Source organism: Acetobacterium malicum subsp. dehalogenans DSM 11527, assembly GCF_000472665.1.
Classification (GTDB): Bacteria; Bacillota; Clostridia; order Eubacteriales; family Eubacteriaceae; genus Acetobacterium; species Acetobacterium malicum.
Genome location: NZ_AXAC01000004.1, coordinates 49,915 through 67,913, shown reverse-complemented (window position 1 = coordinate 67,913; position 17,999 = coordinate 49,915). Strand labels below are relative to the sequence as shown.

The 17,999-nt window shown below is 45.3% G+C and carries 16 protein-coding genes and 2 riboswitches; of the genes, 3 read left to right on the top strand and 13 right to left on the bottom strand.

Annotation, left to right across the window (positions count from 1 at the left end):
• Positions 1 to 124: 124 nt before the first annotated feature.
• The 11 genes from A3KS_RS0101475 to A3KS_RS19685 all read right to left on the bottom strand — a co-directional run bounded on the left by A3KS_RS0101475 (position 125) and on the right by A3KS_RS19685 (position 11,880).
• Positions 125 to 1,045 carry a 5'-nucleotidase gene (locus tag A3KS_RS0101475; RefSeq protein WP_026393383.1) on the bottom strand — a complete coding sequence of 307 codons (921 nt, stop codon included), beginning with the start codon at positions 1,043 to 1,045 and terminating at the stop codon, positions 125 to 127.
• 261 nt (positions 1,046 to 1,306) lie between these two features.
• Positions 1,307 to 1,480, bottom strand: a complete 174-nt coding sequence (locus A3KS_RS0101470) for a hypothetical protein (protein WP_156913179.1) — start codon at positions 1,478 to 1,480, stop codon at positions 1,307 to 1,309.
• 43 nt (positions 1,481 to 1,523) lie between these two features.
• Entirely contained in the window at positions 1,524 to 2,636 is a 1,113-nt protein-coding gene (gene trpD / locus A3KS_RS0101465; protein ID WP_026393381.1) for an anthranilate phosphoribosyltransferase, read from the bottom strand.
• A 92-nt stretch (positions 2,637 to 2,728) separates the two neighbouring features.
• Positions 2,729 to 3,769 (bottom strand): alcohol dehydrogenase catalytic domain-containing protein, encoded by a 1,041-nt coding sequence (locus tag A3KS_RS19690; RefSeq protein ID WP_051355585.1) that lies wholly within the window; start codon positions 3,767 to 3,769, stop codon positions 2,729 to 2,731.
• A gap of 113 nt (positions 3,770 to 3,882) precedes the next feature.
• Positions 3,883 to 4,058: riboswitch (cobalamin riboswitch) on the bottom strand.
• A gap of 88 nt (positions 4,059 to 4,146) precedes the next feature.
• The gene (locus tag A3KS_RS0101455; protein WP_026393380.1) at positions 4,147 to 5,124 is read right to left on the bottom strand and encodes a tocopherol cyclase family protein; all 978 of its coding nucleotides are present in this window, start codon (positions 5,122 to 5,124) and stop codon (positions 4,147 to 4,149) included.
• 56 nt (positions 5,125 to 5,180) lie between these two features.
• The gene (locus A3KS_RS0101450; RefSeq protein WP_026393379.1) at positions 5,181 to 6,035 is read right to left on the bottom strand and encodes a DUF92 domain-containing protein; all 855 of its coding nucleotides are present in this window, start codon (positions 6,033 to 6,035) and stop codon (positions 5,181 to 5,183) included.
• A gap of 10 nt (positions 6,036 to 6,045) precedes the next feature.
• A complete protein-coding gene (locus A3KS_RS0101445; RefSeq protein WP_026393378.1) occupies positions 6,046 to 6,717 on the bottom strand; it encodes a diacylglycerol/polyprenol kinase family protein in 672 nt (223 codons plus the stop codon).
• Between the two features lie 23 nt (positions 6,718 to 6,740).
• Positions 6,741 to 7,607, bottom strand: a complete 867-nt coding sequence (locus A3KS_RS0101440) for a phytoene/squalene synthase family protein (RefSeq protein ID WP_026393377.1) — start codon at positions 7,605 to 7,607, stop codon at positions 6,741 to 6,743.
• The gene (locus tag A3KS_RS0101435; protein ID WP_026393376.1) at positions 7,604 to 9,103 is read right to left on the bottom strand and encodes a phytoene desaturase family protein; all 1,500 of its coding nucleotides are present in this window, start codon (positions 9,101 to 9,103) and stop codon (positions 7,604 to 7,606) included. The genes A3KS_RS0101440 and A3KS_RS0101435 overlap by 4 nt, the downstream gene beginning before the upstream one ends.
• A gap of 159 nt (positions 9,104 to 9,262) precedes the next feature.
• The gene (locus A3KS_RS0101430; RefSeq protein ID WP_026393375.1) at positions 9,263 to 9,721 is read right to left on the bottom strand and encodes a redoxin domain-containing protein; all 459 of its coding nucleotides are present in this window, start codon (positions 9,719 to 9,721) and stop codon (positions 9,263 to 9,265) included.
• Between the two features lie 29 nt (positions 9,722 to 9,750).
• On the bottom strand, positions 9,751 to 11,880 hold the full coding sequence (locus tag A3KS_RS19685; protein WP_051355584.1) for an HD domain-containing phosphohydrolase: 2,130 nt from the start codon (positions 11,878 to 11,880) through the stop codon (positions 9,751 to 9,753).
• Between the two features lie 366 nt (positions 11,881 to 12,246).
• A riboswitch (TPP riboswitch) is annotated at positions 12,247 to 12,346 on the top strand.
• A 107-nt stretch (positions 12,347 to 12,453) separates the two neighbouring features.
• Between A3KS_RS19685 and thiC the strand changes: the two genes are divergently transcribed.
• From thiC to A3KS_RS0101410, 3 genes are all read left to right on the top strand, one after another.
• On the top strand, positions 12,454 to 13,746 hold the full coding sequence (gene thiC / locus A3KS_RS0101420; RefSeq protein WP_035354930.1) for a phosphomethylpyrimidine synthase ThiC: 1,293 nt from the start codon (positions 12,454 to 12,456) through the stop codon (positions 13,744 to 13,746).
• A 112-nt stretch (positions 13,747 to 13,858) separates the two neighbouring features.
• The gene (locus tag A3KS_RS0101415; protein ID WP_026393373.1) at positions 13,859 to 15,019 is read left to right on the top strand and encodes a hypothetical protein; all 1,161 of its coding nucleotides are present in this window, start codon (positions 13,859 to 13,861) and stop codon (positions 15,017 to 15,019) included.
• 119 nt (positions 15,020 to 15,138) lie between these two features.
• Positions 15,139 to 16,566, top strand: coding sequence for a sensor domain-containing diguanylate cyclase (locus tag A3KS_RS0101410; protein WP_026393372.1), 1,428 nt, complete (start codon positions 15,139 to 15,141; stop codon positions 16,564 to 16,566).
• 50 nt (positions 16,567 to 16,616) lie between these two features.
• On the opposite strand, the gene A3KS_RS0101405 is transcribed toward A3KS_RS0101410, so the two are convergent.
• Both A3KS_RS0101405 and A3KS_RS0101400 read right to left on the bottom strand, forming a co-directional pair.
• Positions 16,617 to 17,132 carry a GNAT family N-acetyltransferase gene (locus A3KS_RS0101405; protein WP_026393371.1) on the bottom strand — a complete coding sequence of 172 codons (516 nt, stop codon included), beginning with the start codon at positions 17,130 to 17,132 and terminating at the stop codon, positions 16,617 to 16,619.
• 61 nt (positions 17,133 to 17,193) lie between these two features.
• Positions 17,194 to 17,679 carry a GNAT family N-acetyltransferase gene (locus A3KS_RS0101400; protein ID WP_026393370.1) on the bottom strand — a complete coding sequence of 162 codons (486 nt, stop codon included), beginning with the start codon at positions 17,677 to 17,679 and terminating at the stop codon, positions 17,194 to 17,196.
• Positions 17,680 to 17,999: the final 320 nt, after the last annotated feature.

Below are 17,999 nucleotides of genomic sequence, written 5' to 3'. Positions count from 1 at the left end.
GGGACTATCCCTCAATAATCCCTTGGTTTAACATAGATTTTCTTTTCATGAACTCCTTTCTCACAAAAAAGAATCCTCTTCTCCAGAGGATTCTTTTTTGATGTCGTTCCGATTTGTTAATTCACTATTCCAAATCACTCTGATTTTCATTATTCTTATACGGGACCCGGGCCGAAGGCACGAATTCCGCCGTCGCATCGGTGTGGATAGCCTGATCGTCAAAGTAGATATGGGCCCCAAAGGCCTTAAGGACCTCCTGTTTGCTCATCCCGCCCAGAAAAAAGGCTTCATCGATCCGCACATCCCAGGCTCGCAGAGTCCGGATCACCCGTTCATGAGCTGGAGCATTTCTGGCCGTGACCAGTGCCGTGCGAATCGGCGCCCGGTTTTTATCAAACTCCTTCTGTATCGCAGACAGGGTTTTCAGAAACTTGGCAAAGGGCCCTTCCGGCAACGGTTTTCGGGCATTTTTTGTTTCATTAGCCTGAAAGGCTTCGATGCCCTGACTTTTATAGATCTGCTCCGATTCGTCGGAGAAAAGCACCGCATCGCCATCAAAGGCGATCCGGATCTGGTCGATTTCGTTTACTTCGTCGTAGGCCAGATGCTGGGTATAAATGATCCCCGCCGCGACCCCGGCGTTAATAGCTTCCTGGACATCTTCCTCATTGGCCGAAAGAAAAAGATCCGTGTTAAAAGCCTCCAGATAGGGGGAAAGTAACGCCCCGCTGACCAGGGCGGCCCGGGTGATATCTAAATTATAATGCTTGATGGAGTTAAAAATCCGCAGACTGCTGTCGGCATTATTTCGGGACATTACAATGATTTCGGTTTTCCGTTCCTCCGAACCGATTTCGTTGAGCTTCAGCAAGGCCTTGATCAAGGCAAAACCGGTCCCTGGTTTTAATAGATCATTCTCGTGTTCAATTTGATAGTTGGTATATGCCTCCACCCCTTCTTCATTAAAAATCTGATTTTCTTCTTCCAGATCAAAAAGAGCCCGAGACGAGATGCCGACAACCAAACAGTTTTCAAATTTATGCATGTTATTCCTCTTATCTTCTATCTTATAATGATTTTTTAATCTCAACGCCTCTGTTGAAAGATCGACACTTATCCACAATTGTGTTGACTTTATCGACATTTGTGGATAAGTTTGCCAGTGTTAATTTTTCTCAGCCAGATCATCTTATCAACATGCCAAAAGAACCTTTATCAACGATAAAGGTTCTTGCAATTAAATTTTTATGTTCATATCATATCACCTGAATGGTTGATAGTAAAGGGAATCCTGCCTGATATTTAATTAAGCAAAATGATCCGTTTCTGTCAGCGTTATTTTAATAATGCGGAGGTTCGAAATCTGTTCCTTTTGTTCCTGCAGTTCATTTTTCAGCGCTTTCAACATTGCCAGTTCGGATTCCGGATAAACGCTGGCTTTGTTGATGCCAACCAACGCAAATTCCTTATTTTCAGCCATTTTGAGATACCCATCCGCTGATTTTAAGGCATACAGAATCATCTTATTTCATGACCTTTTCTTCCAGATCATATAAGGTCGAGAGTCCCTTAAGCCGATCCCGATTCTGATATTTAACCCAGCTTTTCAGTTTTTCCCAGGCTTCGCCGTTGTGAATAAGTTCCAGTGCCATTTCATAGCCTGCCCGTATGCTTGGTGCCTTGTCTCTTAAATAAAGAATCAACCCGGCGTTTAACGCAACAATATCTTCCCGGGTTTTGGTTTCTTTCCCTTTTAAAAGTCGGACAATACACAGTGCCGACGCTTCGACTGAGTCAAATGTTCGAATTTCATCCACAATTCCCGGAGTTATCAACATGTCTTGTGGATTAAATGAGTAGTTTTCCACAGTACCATCTTCTTTCAACTCAGCAATGTAGGTGGTTCCGATGGTAGACGCTTCATCAATCGATTGCTCCCCAACTTCTCCATAAACAACAATAGCCCGTTTATAACCAATCTCGGCCATGATCTGGGGAACAAAGCCCAGCATTTCTTTCGAGTAGACACCTCTTACCCCATACTGCGGCAGTGCCGGATTAGCCAGCGACGCTGAAATATTCAGCACGCTACCAAAAGAAATCTGCGATAAAACCCGGCCCAACGCAACAGGGTGGACTTCCGGGCTCATCCCGTTGAAGATGCCAATGCCGGCTTTTTCAATACTTTCTTTGACCAACTCCACACGAGAATCCATATCAATGCCCAATGCTTCCAGCACATCGATGGTTCCGCAAACTGAGGTCAACGCCCGGGAACCGTGTTTAGCCATGGGAATTCCCGCTGCTGCCGCGATAATCGATGCTGCGGTGCTGATGTTAAAGGTTTTAAAACTATCCATCCCGGTGCCGCAATTATCCACAATCGGAAATTCGGTGACAGGTTCCACCTTAAAGGTATCCACCTCATAAATAGCCTCAAAGCTCCCGGCGACTTCCTCCGGGGTCGCTCCTTTGGCGCTGAGCGCCGCTAAAAAAGCTCCCTGTTGCATGGCGGTTTGTTTATCACTTAAAATTTCCATAAACATTTCTTTGGAATCATCTTTTGACAGGTTTTCTTTGTTGATCAGCTGGGTAATCACCTGACCATAATCTTTCATACTGATTGTTTTTTCCATTTGATTTCTCCTTGAATTTTACTTTTCTTTTTACTATTTGTGATTATTTTATGAATCCAAAACTGCTGAAGTGTCACTTTCACATAAGCCGACTAGTTCATCACAACAATGGTTGAATAGCCATCGCCGTTTTTTATATAATCCATTCCCCGGGCCAGTTCTTCCAGTTTGACCCGATGGGAAATAAGGGGCCGCACATTAACCTTTTTTGATTCCAGCAGGGTTTTTGCCCTCCGACTATGCTTAGCACTACAGCCATAGGACCCCACCACTGAAATTTCCTTATAGTGAATCAGATTGATGTCCGGGTAAAACGCATCATCCCGGCTAATCCCACTAAAATACCCCAGAGTGCCTTTTTTGCGTAAAATCTGTAAAGCCAGATCCAGGGCTTCTGGTCCCGGGCAACAGGGAATGACCACATCCACCCCTTTATTATTAGTAGTCATTTGCAGCTGTTTTAGAAGATCCGGCTCACTGCCGTTAAAAACAGCATCAAAGCCAAGCACCTTGCCACGGTTGCGGCGCTCCTCATTTTCTTCAATGAGGATGACGTTTTTAATGCCTTCTGCCTTTGCCACAAATAAGTTCAATAAACCCAGACGCCCCCCACCAATAATCACCAGCACTGATTCTCGGTCCATTTTAAGACGATCCTGAATGTTCACACAACAGGCCAGTGGCTCAATAAAGGATATTTCTTCATAAGCCAAATTTTCATTATTGATCTGATTGACGACTCTGGAACGCAACGCTTGTTGATCAATTTTGATCACTTCCTGAAAACCACCATCAAAATTAAAGCCCATAATCTTAATCTGATCACAGAGATTATCCTGACCTTTTTTACAATATTCGCACACCCCGCAGGAAATTCCGGGATGAATATAAACCCGTTGGCCGACCTTATAGCCGATTACATTTTTACCTTTTGCCATGATCTCGCCAGCAATTTCATGGCCCAAGATTCTGGGATAAACAAGATCCCGTTGCCCTACGGTAGCGCATTTTAAATCGGTTCGGCAAATATTGCAGGCTCTGACCCGCACCAGAATCTCGCCGACACCGCAGACCGGCATGTCCCGATCATGCAACACCAATTCGCCCGGTTTTTCCAAAACAACTGCTTTCATATCTTTATCCACCCTTATTGTCTAAATCTCTGATAACCGTGTCCCCAAAACGATCCTTTTCGATCTTAATCAAAAAAAAGCTACGCTAATAAAGCGCAGACTCTCCACATCTCTCAACATCTAATTCTCAGGCAGGTCTTCTGACTCATGATCATCACCTCTGTCGCCTTCCCATTTATTAAACAGTGGCATACTGACAGAAATTCCCAATTTACAGCGGCGGGCCCGTATAAGCTTCTCACTTATTTTCCTATTCTCCCCAAGGGGCACCTGAAAACGATTATTTAATTTTGAACTATTATATCATAACTCCAATCCTGAATAAAACACATTTTCGGCAACTTCAATTGGTGATTCTGCATGATAATTGGTTTCTTTTATTCGCTTTCTTGGTTCGATGCAACCCCTTCGTCTAAACATATTTCCATCCCGGCTTCGCTACTGGCGCTTTCAAATATAACATCCCCGTGATTGTTTGTTAAACGCACCCACACTTTGGCGGTGATACTCTCCACAATTTCCCGATCCATTAGTCCATCAACCGGCGCCCGAAGCCGTCCGCCACTAGCCATCTGGGCAGTAAAAGTCAGTGCCCCGTTTGGACCTTCCAGCTCCCCGGCACAGGTCCCCTTCTCAGTATCAACTTCCCATTTTTTTAGCCGGGAAAAATTGTAGGTGGCAAAACGCTGGGTGATCCCGTTAAAATCAGTGAAGTAGGCAAAAAAACCGGGAAATTCTATTCCTAAAAAGGGAATATTTGCCCGGGAAAAGACAAAAGAAGCATTTCTCGTTTCAAAATGGCTGGCCTGAAGCCAGAGATAGGTTTTTGGAAATGACCGGCCATAGTCCTTTTCGATATAACCGACACCACCATTAAAATCAAGAATTTCCCCATCCAGCTCAATATCACCCTTTATTTCATGGTACAGATGAATGATGGCGTGATAGCATTCCATAAACGGCAGCAAACCGAAAGGTCCCATAATTCCGGGATGCCCGGGACCAGTGGGGAAGGGATGAATCGTATTAAAGGTCAGTCGTCCTTTGATACACCCTTCAGCGGTATCCACGTTTAATGATAACCCCTGGGCATTAAAGCTATTGTTTTCAATTTCTACATCAAACTCATCTGATCGGGCATTAAACTCGGAGTAAGGAAAATGATGATACCAGGTTTTTCCGTTGACGGCATTGATTACTTGAATAAAGGCATGCTTTTTCCCCTGGGGATCAATGGCCATTCCCGGAATAATAGCAATGGCGTGTTTTCGATCGACACTGATACACTTAAAATACCAGCCTTCAAAATACCGCCGCTTTTTGTTTTTTCCTTGAAAATATGCCTGCTTGATCATCGTCTTTTTCCTTTCATGTCGTGGAAACAGTGGTTCTTTACCAAATGTCCATTGTTTTATTGGAGCTCAACAAAAACCAGAACCAGTATGGCGGCCAACAACGAACTGGCAAAATTAACAAAATCATTGTTCACAAAGGTTATCCCGCTATATAACTGGTTGGGTTTATTATTGTGGTCCGGCTTCTCGGTCAACTCGCCGGTTTCATGGCTGATATACTTGGCCTGGATAGCCGCACCCATTAAGCTGTCCAGAATTGACCCCAACACGCCACCTAAAGTAATGATACCAATTTGCATCCATAACAGCTCACCGCTGTTTCCGGCGGCTAGCTGATACAAACCATAGGTCAATGCCACCACCACCGAACCGCCCAGCGAAGCCATCAACCCCAGCGGACTGACCCCGCCGGAAAGCCCGGGACTGACCGGTTTAAAGGTGATCAGCGAAACCGGTGCCTTGCGGCTGAGAATGCCGATTTCCGAAGCCCAAGTATCAGCGTTGCAAGCCGCAAATGATGCTGCCACCGCCACCAAATAGGCCGGATTCTGAGATATGGCAAAAGGCACTGCCATAATCAGAGCGGCACCCCCATTAGCACCAACCTGGACAATATCCCGGGGACCCGATTTGGCGTGAATTCTGGCCTCAACCGGATCTTTAATGCTGGCTTTGAAATGGGATAAAAAGGTCGAGCTTAAAAAGAAGACCATCAGTAAAACAAAGAATAAGGGCCCTCCGGCCAGATATAAGGCAGTTCCCAAAAAAAAGGCTCCCAGGGCGGCCGAAAAGGTTAATGATTTTCGACGGTATGCAAAAGTTGCCCCGAGCAAAGACAGGCAAATGTATACCACATGTTCCAGTATCGTTCCGGTTTGAGCAGCTACACTATAGTCGATTAAATTTTCCATTCTGCTTCTCCTATATGACAAATATAAAATAATAGGCCCCGGCACTGACCAGGGGCACGGTTAGATTGTCCAGCCCAAGGGGCGTTATGGCTTCAAGCGCAGTTGCCAGCACCGCCAGGGTTATCGCCGGAATCAGTACCTCGGCCGAGCCGGTGGCCGCCAGTAAAATCAGGGTCACCAGGAAGCTCGCCACCAGCATGGTAAGACTGCCGGACAGGGTTTTTTCTGAACCCAATAGTTTATATGGTTGCTTCGGCCACCGTGTTCCTACAACTGCTGCTAAACCATCGCCATATCCCATAATCATAATCCCCACCCCGCCAACCACCGGGTTCTCCAGCGGTCCAAAGCTAATCAGCGCTAACACCAGCAGCGAAATGGCATAATAAACGGTGCCCAGATCGCCTTTTCCGGCCCCGCGTTCCATCGATGAAAAAAGCTGAAACCGGTATGACAGATAATTCAAAAAGACAAAACAGGCTGGTACCACAGCAGCCCAAATGGGGCTGTCAAAAAAGACCATCGCCAGCAGCCACCAGTTGCACACCAGAATGTGGACTGCCTTACGGCTGGTTTCTTTGCCGAAGCGCTCTAAAAACCTGGCGAAAAAAATAACGCCGAATACATAAATAAACGAAACAATTATTCCCAGTAAATTATGATAAGTCCCGATGTTTTCCATCAGATGCCTCCATTCTCCGCCGCTTATCGCCACAATGATGTTAATAACAGCTGTCTGTTCGCCGTAATAAAGAGCATCAGCTTTTCCCATTTAGGAACATAGATCCGTCGATCCAACAACCGATACCGGGCTTTCCGGCAACGTTTTATTATCTTACTATAATAAAGCAGTGCCAATAATACCGGCAATCGAGCGTTTTTGTCAAATACATCCAGATTCGCTGTAATTCTATTATAGCGGCTTTCAGCTTCAGCCGCAATATGCTCCCACAGTCTGATCAGTTCCGGGGTCGGCTCTGGTCCCGCCAGATTCTCGGGACTGACCCCCAGGGCAATCATTAAATCCTCCGGCAGGTAGATGCGATTAAGCCGATAGTCCGTGCCCACATCTCGTAAAATATTGGTAAGCTGCATGGCAATGCCCAGTTCCACCGATAATTTTTCGGTTTCAATGGTTACCGGTTTTGCCAACAGCGGACAAAGCATCAGGCCCACCGTTCCAGCCACCAGATAGCAATAGTCCAATAAATGATTAAAGCTTTCCGGCTGTTTAAAGTCAACATCCTGAAGCTGACCGATCAGCATTTCCTGAAACGGCCGAATTTTTAGGGGAAAGGTGTCAAACGCCCATCGCAGCGCCCGCCACATCGGTTCATCTGGGGTTTCTCCCGCTTTGAAAGCATCCAGTTTGACAACCATCTCTTTGACCATTTCCGGGTTGTTATCAACATCGATGGCATCATCGGCAATCCGGCAGAAGGCATAGATCGCAAACACTGCCTGGGCCTGTTCTTGCGGTAATTTTCGGAAAGCCCGATAAAAACTGCTAGAATTATTCTGAATCAGGGTTTCGCACCAGTTTAAATCTTTTTGGATTGCTTCAGTGATCATTGGAAATCCCTCATCACTTCCGCTACGGTAATCTTGGCTGATGTTAACACGATCGGAACGCCGGCCCCGGGATGGGCGCTGGATCCGGTAAAATACAAATTTTGATAGCCCATCGCCTTGGGTTGGGGCCGCCAGTAATTGCTCTGCAACAAGGTCGGGCGCAAACCAAAGGTAGCTCCGAACAGAGCATTGAAGTCGTCCCTGAAATCAACGGGATTATAGGATTTTTCGAAAATAATGTGCTGTTCAAAATCTTTTAGTGGCAGAATCTGGCTGATCTTTTCCAGTGCCTGGCGGCGATAGCCGGCCATTGCCGCCTCATCTTCCCAGGGCAAGGATCCATCTTTTAAGTTGGGCACCGGTACTAATACGTAAAGGCCCAATTGCCCCGCGGGGGCCAGGCTTTCATCCAGCAGTGCCGGAGCATAAACATAAATGGATGGATCTGCCGGAAAACGCCCGGCGAAAATATCGTCCAGATTGCCCTTGAAATCTTTAGAAAAGACCAGGTTGTGGACATTCAAACCGGGAAAATCCCGTTTATCCAGACCCAAGTAGAGCATGTAGGCCGAACAGGAATAGTCCAGTTCAGCGACCTTGGCCGGTTGATATTTTTTGTGTTTAAAATCATCGGGCAACAACGCTTTCATGGCATAGGGAAAATCCGCCGAACAGACGACCCCATCTGCGGTTTTCTCTTCTCCATTAACCGTGACACCACGAACCATTTTTCCATCAATGTTAATGCGTTCCACCGCTGTATCAAGAAATAATTTGCCGCCCATTTCCAGAAACAGTTTCTCCATAGCCAGGGCCATCGCCCGCATCCCGCCCTTCAAAAACCAGACCCCATAGGTCAGTTCGATCATGGGGATAATCGTGTAAATTGATGGCCCATTAAAGGGCGAGATACCAATATAAAGGGTCTGAAAACTCAGCAGTTCCTTGAGCTTTTCATCCTTGACAAATTTGCCGACCGAGTCAAAGGCATTGTCAAAGGTTCGTAACCGCAGCCCTGCCAACAGGGTTTTCGGATTATAAAAATCGGTGGCCTTTCGGAACGAACGATCAATAAAGTGTTCCTTGGCCACCAGATACCGTTTATAGACATCGGCCAGATAGGCCAGATAACCCTGAGTTTCTGTTTCACCAACCGATTCCAAGGTCTTAATCAGACTGCTCAGCTCAGACGATGCCTCGTGGGTGGACCCATCGCCAAAATACACCTTATAGATAGGATCCAATCGCTCCATCTCGAGATAATCTGCCGGGTTTCGGCCGCAATTGCTAAAAACCTCTTCATAAATCTGGGGCATCATCAGAATCGTGGGACCCAGATCAAAGGTAAAGCCGTTGCCGCTGATGACACCCATGCGCCCCCCGACCTGACGGTTCTTCTCATAAAGCTCAACCTCGAAGCCCTCATTTAATAATCGTACTGCACTGGCTAGGCCGCTGACCCCTGCCCCGATGACGATGATTTTCTTTCTGCTCATGCTTTTATATATCCCTTCATTTCAAGTATGTTTGTTTTTATACCCCAAACGATTCAAAAAACACCCTGGTTACCCAGGGTATCGAGACTACCGATAAATTTGCAGAACATTTGACCGGGCCGGCGTATTTCGGTTGCTCTGAATAAAAAATCTGCTGCCCTATTTCATTTTTCCCAGCACTTCTTCCACATCCGGCAAGGTGTGAATTTCATATTTCTTGACCCAGATCACCATCCCTGCTTCATTAATCAGGATATTGGCTCTTTTTGATGCGCCATGTTCTTCACTGAAAATGCCGTAGTCTCTCGCCACCGTACCCAATGGCACAAAATCTGATAAAATTTTGAAATGTTTTATTGACAGGGCCCGGGCCCACACCGATTTACTGGGCTGGGGATCAACACTGAGGCCTAATAACACCGTGTTTTTTTGTGCAAAGCGATCCGCATTCCGATCCAGAGACCGCATCTGGTCGGTGCATACTGATGTCCAGGCCAGGGGATGCCAGGACAGCAGCACCTTTTTCCCTTGATATTGACTCAGGGTAATCATCTCGCCATTTTGATCCGGCAATGCAAAATCCGGAGCCATTGCCCCTAATTGAATTATCTCTGTCATCACGTTTCCTCCTCTTATTTTTCGATATTTTAGTTTCTTTGGTTATCCATAAATACTGAAATTTCCAACCGTACCGGCAAGCCTTCGTCTTCAATCATTTTAAGAAAAGCACTGGCGATTTCCGGATCAAATTGAGTGCCGGAACAGGCTTTCAATTCACTGATGGCATAAGATAAATCGCTGGCTTTTTTATAACTGCGACTGTGGGTCATCACATCAAAGGAATCCACCACGTTGATGATCCGGCCCAGGTAGGGAATTTCCTTACCTTTAAGCCCATTAGGATAGCCGGTTCCATCAAATTTTTCATGGTGCGCCAGAATATACTCGGCAATATGTTCCAAGACCGGTGTTGATTTGGCAATTCGGTAACCAATCTCCGGATGGGTTTTGATAATCTCCCACTCCTCATTATTGAGTTTAGCTGGTTTATTCAGAATATATTCCGGTATTCCGATTTTGCCAATATCATGGAGCAGCGACAACAACTCCAATTCATCCAACTGATCTTTGCGCAGCTTCAGATGGCTGCCCAAGGCTTTGCTCAATTGGCTGATCCGCATCGTATGAGCTTCTGTCTCGGTGCTTTTTTCATGAAGCGTTCGGGCCAGCGACCGAATCGTCGCATTTCGGGAACTGGTACTTTCCATCAGCTTATTGCGATACATGCGGTTCTCAGCCTGATTCAGTACCTCTTCCGGACTTTTTAATTCCTCATTACTTTCTGCATAACCCATCGCCACGCTAATATTCAAGTGGAAATCCCGGATTTTCTCAATCTCATCCGTGATATCCCGGATAAGCCGACAGACCCCCTCCTGGTTGATATCCTTAAGCACAATGACAAATTCATCGCCCGGCCATCTTGAAATCATATCGTTAGGACGGCACATCCGCCGGAGTACATTGCTCACGGCAATCAGCATCTGATCACCTTCCTGATGACCAAAGGCATCATTGGTCAGCTTCAGTCCATTGATGTCACACATAATAATGAAATAGTGCGACTCTTGCTGTTGACCGAGAACTTCAAACTGCATTTTCATATAATCCCGGTTTTTAAGTCGGGTCAGGGGATCCGAGTAACTTAAAAAGCGAATCTCTTCCTCGTTGACCTTCCTTTTGGTGATATTGGATTTGATATTCTGATTAGCCTGGTCAATTTCGCGAAGCATCTGGTTAATCGAAACCGCCAGTGTTTTAAGCTCATCTCGTCCGTCCATATCGATAGAGAGGGTGGCATCCCGTTTTAATCCCACTTCTTTGGTAAAGGCAATCAGCTTTTCAATTCGCTTTAGAAAATACCGGTTGACTAAAAAGTAATCAATGCCGAGGATGAGTAAAAGAAACCCCACGAAACTGGCCATAAATAAATTGAACTGATTCTTTACAAAAGCATAGTTTTCTTCTACCCGGGATATCGTCATCAGAATGGTCCCTTCACCATAGCCATCCGGCTGAAGTCGGCTGGCTGTAAGATAGGGTTTACCATCGAATTCTCTTTTTAGAATTTGATTTTCCAAAATGGTCGCCACCGTCCCTGCTTCTCTTAATTCCACATTGACTCCGGTTAACTCGCTAATATAAGCCGTCATTTCGTCATCAACAGTTTTTATCATCACCATACTGCCATTACTGACCGTATTACGGCTGGAATTATTGACCCGCCCGGAAGCAATTAGATATGGCTGTCCGTCCAGGATCATCAGATTTGTTTTGACATCCTCATCCTCTGTTAGCAACCCGGTATAAAAGTTGTTCTGGCTGATTTTTTCCATCAACATAGCAGACTGTTCTTCGGTCAAGGCAAAATCCCCGTATCCGACCACCTCGCCGGTTTGATTGACAAAAAGCATCATATTCAAGTTGAGATTTTCCAGCGACTCATCATTAAGATTCGCAGTCACATAATTTGGATTCCGGTCATTGATAAAATTAAAGGTATCGTCCCAATAGGCCCAATCCTTCAAAATGCTGTTGAGATTTTCTTTTTCGTTTTCAATGATGGTTTCAACCATTTCAAAATCTTTGTCGACCTGACTTCGCTGGGCGGTGTCAACATAGCCGTAAAAAACCCAATAAAAAATCCCATAGGTGATCCCCAAAAGCACAGCCGCACTGCAAAGGGCAATTATAATTGTTTTATATTTCAGTTTCATTCAGCACCATCTCTGTCTTTTTACCATGACCTGTTCTTTCTGGTAATTTCAATCGTTTTCATTGTAACGGTCAAGGCTCTATTTTTTCTTAACCAAGACCCTTTTTCAGTTGAGCTCATGCCGGAAGATCAGACGATGTATCAAATGCTAATTTACACTCATCCGCCGAACACTTCTATCCATTGGAACCGTTCTCATTGAAGTGAATCTTCCTGACCCTATCATAACAATAATCATCCCAAAATGACAGTCCCTATTTTTTAAATTTTCCTACTCCCCAACCAATTTAGCCAAACTATTATTGTCTTAAATCATTTCTGCATCTTGACATTTTTATTTAAGATGATATAATGCTGACAATTGAATACTCATTTGCGGGGGGACTTATTATAGTTGAGAAGGTTAAAACCTGACCCTTTGAACCTGTTAGTTAATACTAACGTAGGGAGGCAAGACGTTTTAGCTAATTTTCTAATCCGTGATTTTTGTGCTTTCCTATTGTGGAAGGCACTTTTTTTATCCGCATAATTTTAATTCTGAAAGGAAGATCCTGTGAAAAATTACAGCACTCAAATGGAAGCGGCCAAAAAGGGGATTATCACCCCGGAAATGGAAATAGTAGCAGCAAAGGAGGGTCTGGATGTTAAGAAACTCATCGCCCTGGTCGCCTGTGGCCAGGTGGCCATCCCGGCCAATAACCGTCATCACGCCCTTTCTGCTGAAGGCGTCGGTACCGGTTTAAAGACAAAAGTCAATGTCAATCTGGGGGTATCCGGGGATTGTAAGGACTACACGCTTGAACTGGAAAAGGTAAAACTGGCCTTAAACCATGGCGTCGAAGCGATCATGGACTTAAGTAACTACGGAAAAACAAACACCTTCCGAAAGCAGCTGATTGAACGGTCCCCGGCGATGATCGGTACGGTTCCGATGTATGACGCCATCGGTTATCTTGAAAAAGATCTGCGGTCGATCACCCCCCAGGATTTTATGCGGGTGGTCCGGGCCCATGCCGAAGAAGGGGTCGATTTTATGACTATCCACGCCGGGATCAACAAGCGGACGATAGAAGCCTTTAAACGAGCTGGTCGGCGCACCAATATTGTCTCCCGGGGGGGCTCACTGCTCTTTGCCTGGATGGAAATGACCGGCAACGAAAACCCCTTTTATGAGTATTATGATGATTTTCTGGCGATCCTGCGGGAGTTTGATGTCACCATCAGTTTGGGCGACGCTCTGCGCCCCGGCTGTATCGACGACAGCTCCGACGCTTCTCAGCTTAGCGAGTTGATTGAAATGGGCCATCTGACCAAACGGGCCTGGGCCAAAGATGTCCAGGTGATGGTCGAGGGTCCCGGCCATATGAGCATCAATGAGATTGCTGCGAATATGATTTTTCAGAAAAAATTGTGTCATAATGCACCCTTCTATGTTCTCGGCCCCCTGGTAACCGATGTCGCGCCGGGCTATGACCATATTACTGCTGCCATCGGCGGTGCCATTGCTGCCGCCAACGGTGCTGATTTTCTTTGTTATGTGACCCCCGCCGAACACTTGCGTCTCCCGGATATCAATGATGTTAAGGAAGGAATCATTGCCACCAAGATTGCTGCTCATGCCGCGGACATTGCTAAGGGCATCCCGAAAGCCCGGGACTGGGATAATAAGATGTCCGACGCCCGGCGAAAGATTGACTGGGATACAATGTTTGAGCTGGCCATTGATGGCGAAAAAGCCCAAGCCTATTACGAAAGCACACCCACCGAAGAAAAACACAGCTGCTCGATGTGTGGCAAAATGTGTGCAATGCGAACCACAAATATGATTTTGGAAGGCCAAACCGTAACCTTTCACTCTGAAGAATAATCAACTTTATTTAATTTATCACTTATCTTTTTTTTCATTCTGCCGATATTAAAATCAACGGATTGCGTCTTTTTCTGGCGTAATCATTTCGTAATAACATGGAGGTGGATTTATGAAAATTGAAAGTTCAAACGTCGCAATGGCAAGCCAAAGCAGTTATAAGGAAGCGACCAAAGCTGTCGAATCTTTAAGAACCTGGGATGCCCAGGGTAACTCTAAAACGACAACCATAACCAGTTCTTCTTCAAAAGGTATGGATATCCTGGAAATATCAGAAAAGGCTAAAAATCTTCAATTAAACACCCAAGCTCCAGTGTCAACTGTAGCCTCGGAAGATGAAACAGCCTCGCTCTCCAGCAAAGAAGAACAACAGCTGACCTTATTGAAGCGGATGATTCAGGCATTAACTGGCAAAAAAATAAAATTTGTGATGCCTAAAAAAGCGACCCTGGAAGATCCCAAAATGAGTCAAGCCATCCAAAGCGCCTATTCCAGCCGGAGTTCGCTCCAGGCTGCTGCCGCCGGATGGGCACAGGGTTTAGCTGGTGCGCAACCCCGCAGCAATACCGGCAATGCTTCTGGTGGCGGCTTTGAATACAGTCAGAGTGTCACCCATTATGAAGCCCAAAGCACTTCATTTCAGGCTCAAGCATCGGTCACAACCGCAGATGGCCGACAGATCAATATCGATCTGCAGTTAAATCTCAGCCGGGAATTTATGTCCCAATCCAATCTCAACATTCAAGGTGGCGCTCAACCGGTTAAGGGCGGTAATCAACCCGTTCAAGTTGATCCGCTGGTGATCAACTACGATGCCGGCAGTGCCTCAGTTACCGAAGAAAAATACGCCTTCGATATTGATGCCAATGGGACCCTCGATCAAATTTCCTTTGTTGGACCCGGTAGCGGCTTTCTGGCTCTGGATTCAAACAATGACGGAAAAATAAATGACGGCAGTGAACTCTTCGGCCCGCAGAGCGGCAATGGTTTTGACGATCTGGCTAAATATGATTCCGATGGCAATAACTGGATCGACGAAAATGATGCCATCTATGATAAACTACAGATCTGGTCCAAGGATTCCAGTGGCAAAGATGTTTTGATGGCCCTGGGTCAAAAAGGCGTGGGCGCCATTTATCTGGGTAACGTCAGTACCAGCTTTGCCCTTAAAGGCACTGATAATCAAACCAATGCGCAACTGCAGCGAACCGGGATCTATCTCAACGAAGACGGTTCCGCCGGAACCATCCAGCATATCGATCTGGTCATCTAATCCCTGAAACAATGCAACTCAATGCCGACTACCAATAATCAGAGGTTTTGTTAATTATGATTGACAAAACCTCTTTTTAATGTTAAAAATTGAAATAAAACTAAACTGATGGGGACCTTATGAAACAACGCAATAAAGTCGGACTGCTGATCTCACTTATCATACTCATTGGTATAGTGGCTATTGTATTCTTCAGCTTTACAACCTACAGCAAAATCATCAAAGATGATGTGCTAAATATATCCAAACTGACATCCACCAATATTTATTCAGAAATCAATAATGAGTTGACCAAACCTATTTTTGTGAGCCTGACGATGGCCAATGACAGCTTTGTCAAGCAGTGGCTGCAACTGGAAGATCCTCAAAACAATCAGGAAATCATTGATTATCTGGCGGGGATCCGGAGCAAATATAATTATCATTCGGTCTTTCTGATTTCGGCCAAATCCCTGAATTATTTCCATTATAACGGTTTGTTCAAAACCATTTCAGCTCAGGATGACCATGACCAATGGTATTACGATTTTATCAATCAGGATAAGCTTTATGTCCTGGATGTGGATCAGGATCAGGTCGATAATCAGCGCCTGACTATTTTTATTAATTGCAAAATACTGGATGATCAGGGAAATCTTATGGGTGTGGCCGGGGTTGGAATCGAAATGACCTATGTGCAGGAGCTCCTTGAAAATTTTGAACGAGACTATGATCTGGAAGCCTTTCTGGTCGATGAGCAGGGGTTGATCCAGGCCCATACCAATCCCAATCTAATTGAGACTCAGAACATCAACGATCTGGAAAGCTATTCCGCCATCGGGCCCAGTCTCTATAATAAAACGGATACCATCAACGTATTCAATGATGACGACTTATACAATCAGCAATATATTATCAGTCATTACATCGAAGAACTGGACTGGTATCTGATTGTCCGGAAAGATACCTCCGAACTGGCCCAATCCTTTAATCAGCAATTGTATTATGACCTCTTTGTTATTATCCTGGTCCTGGCCTCTGTGCTGATTATTGTTCAACGAATCATCAACAAAAATGATACCCAAATGAAAAAGCTGGCGCTACTGGATAATCTGGGAATCCTCTCCAACCGGAAGGACTTTGATCAGAATTTAAAAGCTACTCTGTCTTTAAACGACGAGACCAAGGGTGCTTGGTCGGTTTTCTTAATGGATCTGGATCACTTTAAAGATGTTAATGATACCCACGGCCATTTGCAGGGCGACGAGATCTTAAAACATGTGATGACACTTTGCAAGGCCGCCCTCAACGATCATCTCATCACCCGCTGGGGTGGTGACGAGTTCAGCGGCATTATTTACCTTCCCGGGGTTTTAGCCGCTGAAAAACTTGAGGCCCTGCGACTTGAAATTGTCAATGATCCGCTGCTCTCTAAATTCAACATCACCGTCAGCATCGGAGTAACCCAGGCCATTGGCATCGACACCGAAGATACCATCATCCGCCGGTCCGATCAGGCCCTTTATGCATCCAAAACCAAAGGCAAAAATCAGGTAACCCTGCTTTAAAATCAAGGCTAAAAAAGGATGACTTGCCCGCGCAAGCCATCCTTTTTTTATCATTCTTTGATCGTTTTATAAATTTGAGTAAATACCTGCTGTTTGAAAGTCTCAAAACCTGCTGCCGTGAGGGGAGCCGGATAGGTCATCATCTTTAGGGAGATTTTTTTACTGATATCACCGCGCATCACCGGCTGATCATAGCCATATTCGGACAGGTAAAAACCCAGCCGCTGATAAAAACCAATTCGCCTTATATTGATCTCGGTTTTTTCATCTTCTACCTCGATCACCACCGGCTTGGCCACCTGGGCCAAATAGGCCGCCATCATTCGGGAGCCGATTCCCGCGCCCCGCAGGGTTTGGTCCACCGCAAAATGTTCCAGAAAAATATTGGATCCCAGATCCCACTCGGCAATAAAACCAAGGATTTGATCTGCTTCATTTTTTGAAATCCAGATCGTATAATGAGGGTCCTTAAGCTGGGCTTTGGCATTTTCCCGGGGCCTGACTTCTTCAATGGGAAAAGCACACTCCATCAGTGCATATATTTTCTCAAAGTCCTTTTCGTTCATTTTTGATAGTTCGATTGATTACACACCCTTTCTTGTCTTATTAATTAGCAACCACTCGTCTTTACCAGCTTTTAAGGAAGATCAGAGTATCGACATAGCTGTTATCTTTTAGTCGATAGCCGTCTTTTATGGTACCAATGATTTTAAAACCCAGTTTCAGATAAAGGGTTATAGCTGGATAATTGGTGGACACTACGGCATTAAACTGGAGACCTCTAAAACCATTGTCCTGGCTTCGTAAAAGGCAATCTTCCACCAGATGACGGCCAATTCCCTTACCCCGGTATGCTTGTTTGACGCCGAAAGAGGCATTAGCAATATGTCCGCAACGGCCGAAATTGTTGGGGTGAAGAATATACAGTCCGACGACCTCATTTTTGCTGAGAGCGCAAACTGTTTCGGTCTGCTGGGCAAACATTGCGGCTGCCTCATCTTCACTCAAAACCGCATCCCCGGGAAAACTGTTGCCTTCGGCAACAATGAAATTCCAAATTTCTGTGGCCGACTTCAAATCCTCTTGCCTTAACGGCCTCATTTTGATGTCCATGAGCTCCTCCTTAATTATATCAATTGCCTTTTATATAATTAATATAGCACAATTTGGCTTTTTCTCCAACCCTAATACGATCTGCTGATGCCTGAGTTATTGAACAAAAATTTAAGCTAATCCTATTTTTTACAATTATTTTTGATTTATTTAAAAAACTCCGCTATAATGTGAATCAACAAGACCGGTAAAGTAACACGCAACTATTATCATCTACTCTAGCTGTCGCTACCCGACTGCAGCTGCTTGGCCCGATCGCCCAACCCGATTTCTTTATAAAATTACCGTTCCCCGTCGTTTTGCCGCATTCTTTCCAGAAA